At 63.5% G+C, this 2,976-nt stretch carries 1 protein-coding gene; it reads left to right on the top strand.

Translation table 11 applies throughout. The annotated features are described in order from the left end of the window. Window positions 1-2,801 (top strand): LAGLIDADG family homing endonuclease (locus ACFDS3_RS20220; protein WP_375264127.1); only part of this gene is annotated, 2,801 nt, incomplete at its 5' end. Between the last annotated feature and the right edge of the window lie 175 nt (window positions 2,802-2,976).

Below are 2,976 nucleotides of genomic sequence, written 5' to 3'. Positions count from 1 at the left end.
TGGTCGGCGCCTTCAAGTGCGTGCCTTCGATGCGCGCCCTGATGACCGCCGGGGCGGCGTTGGACCGCTGCTCGGTCCCGGCCTTCAACTGTAGCTACGTCCCTGCGGACAGCCTCGAGGCCTTCGACGAGGCCATGTATATCCTGCTGTGCGGCACTGGCGTGGGCTACTCCGTCGAGCGCCAGTCGGTCGACATGCTCCCCGCCGTCCCGGCCAACCTGGTCGAGTGCGGCGACGTGATCCTCGTCGATGACAGCAAGGAAGGCTGGGCGAAGTCCCTCAACCAGCTGCTGCGCTACCTCTTCAACGGCCAGATCCCGCAGTGGAACACGAGCCGCGTTCGCAAGAAGGGTGCGCGCCTCAAGACGTTCGGTGGCCGCGCTTCCGGTCCCGAGCCGCTCGAGAAGCTCCTGAAGTTCACCGTCGAGACCTTCAAGCGCGCCCAAGGCCGCAAGCTGCGTCCGATCGAGTGCCACGACCTGATGTGCATGATCGGCGACATCGTCGTCGTGGGCGGCGTCCGCCGCTCGGCGATGATCTCCCTGTCCGATCTGGACGACGCCGCGATGGCCAACGCCAAGGGCCAGTTCGAGGTCAAAAGCCTCGAGCAGATCCGCGCCGACCTCCACCGCGTGGGCATCCTCAACGCCTACGGCGAGATCGAGCTGCACGACGTCACGCTCAAGGGCTGGGACTTGGAAGAGGCCCGGGCGGGCCGGGCCGGCTGGTGGGTCGCCTACCCGCACCGTGCTCTCGCCAACAACTCGGCGGTCTACGAAGAGAAGCCGGGCCGCGAGCTGTTCGACAAGGAGTGGGCCGCTCTGGTCGCCAGCCAGTCGGGCGAGCGTGGCATCTTCAGCCGGGCTGCTGCGATCGCTCAGGTCAACAAGACGGGCATCCGCAGCTCCTACAATCCCAAGACCAAGAAGGACTATGCCTACGGCACCAATCCGTGCTGCGTGACGGGTGAGACCCCCATCCTCACCAAGCAGGGTTACGTCCCGATCATCGAGACGGTCGGCAAGGACGTCGAGATCTGGAACGGCGAAGATTGGGCACCCGTGGTGCCTTACGAGGCTGGTGAGGGAGACATCCTCCGTGTCCTCCTCTCGGACGGCACCCGGTTGAACTGTACCCCGAACCACCGGTTCTGCATCGCGGGCAAGGGCTTCGTCACGGCAGAGGATTTGGTCGTAGGGGACAAGCTCGAGAAGTTCACCATGCCGGTGGTTGAGGCTGGGTGGGCTTATGATGGTGACGCCTACAGCCAAGGTTTCTACTCGGCAGACGGAAACAAGAACCGCGAGTTCTCGTGGGTCTACGCGCCGAAATACGTCTGTATTGACCGTCTGGTTGGGAAGTTCCGCGACACCGACTATGGGCGCAAGTTCTGGCAGCACGGTGAGATGAAATCCAAGGGGTTCGTCCCCGTCAACGGCACCTTGGATTATTGCCTCAACTGGCTGGCAGGTCTTCTGGATGGTGATGGCACGGCTCTGCGCTACACCAACGGGGTCGGCGCCCAACTGGCTTCGGTCGACTATGACTTCCTGAGCGACGTCCGTTTGATGCTGACCCGTCTCGGGGTACAGGCGAAGATCGGAACCACGCACCCGGAAGGGACCAACCGGAAGTTCGACGGTTACGACTGCCATCCGTGCTACCGTCTGTGCATCAACTGCAGCGACCTTGCCCAGCTCTCGGCCCTTGGCTTGAAGCTCGAGCGTCTGGACGTCTCTGACAACGCCCCTCAAAGGGACGCCCGTCGCTTCGTCACTGTTGTCGACGTCAAGGATCTCGACCGCGTGGAGATGACCTACTGCTTCACCGAGCCGAAGACCTCTCGCGGCACGTTCAACGGGATCGTCACCGGCAACTCCGAGATCATCCTGCGCCCCTACTCCTTCTGCAATCTGTCCGAGGTCATCGTGCGGGCTGAAGACACACTCGAGGATCTCGCGATGAAGGTCTGGGCCGCGACCGTGCTTGGCACGATGCAGTCCACTTTGACGGACTACACCTACCTGCGGCCGATCTGGAAGCAGAACGCGGAAGAAGAGCGGCTCTTGGGCGTCAGCCTCACCGGCATCATGGATCATCCCGTGCTCTCGGGCCGGGAAGGCCGGGAGAGGCGTGAGGGGTGGCTCAAGGAACTGAACGGCATCGCGCGCGGCACCAACAAGGCTCTGGCCGAGGAGATCGGGATTCCGTCCTCCGACGCGATCTGCTGCGTGAAGCCCTCGGGCACCGTGAGCCAGCTCACCAACACGGCCAGCGGCATCCACACGCGCCACTCGCCGTTCTACATCCGCACCGTCCGTGGCGACAACAAGGATCCGATCACGGCCTTCATGAAGGACGCCGGCATCCCGAACGAGCCCTGCGTGATGAAGGGCGAGACGACGACGATCTTCTCGTTCCCGATGAAGGCCCCCGAGGGCGCCGTCACCCGGCACGACCTGTCGGCGGTCGAGCAGCTCGAGAACTGGCTCGATTTCCAGCGGTACTGGTGCGACCACAAGCCGAGCTGCACCGTCTCGGTGCGCAACGAGGAGTGGGCCGAGGTCGCGGACTGGGTCTACGCCCACTTCGACGAGATCAGCGGCGTGTCGTTCCTGCCCCAGACGGACCACACCTACCAGCAAGCGCCCTATCAGGACTGCGACGAGGAGGCCTACGAGGCGATGAAGGCCATCATGCCGACTACCGTCAACTGGTCCGCTCTGGCCCTCTACGAGAAAGAGGACACGACCATCGCGATGCAGCAGTTGGCCTGCACCGCCGGAGTGTGTGAGATCTAAGAGAAAGGCCCCCGGAAGCCCGCCCTTTGCGCTTTGTGGCGCAGATGAGTGATACTGAGGCTCGGAGCGCAATGTCCGCTCCGAGCCCGTCTCGGCCGTGGCGGTAGGTGACGACTTCGCAGGCGCAGCAACGATTGTCGTGTCGAGACCGGCGCCGAACGGACATTCTGCTTAT

The organism is Palleronia sp. (genome assembly GCF_042089775.1).
Taxonomy (GTDB): domain Bacteria; phylum Pseudomonadota; class Alphaproteobacteria; order Rhodobacterales; family Rhodobacteraceae; genus Palleronia.
Note: the sequence above shows the minus strand (reverse complement) of the source record. Positions and strands in the feature narration are given on the sequence as shown.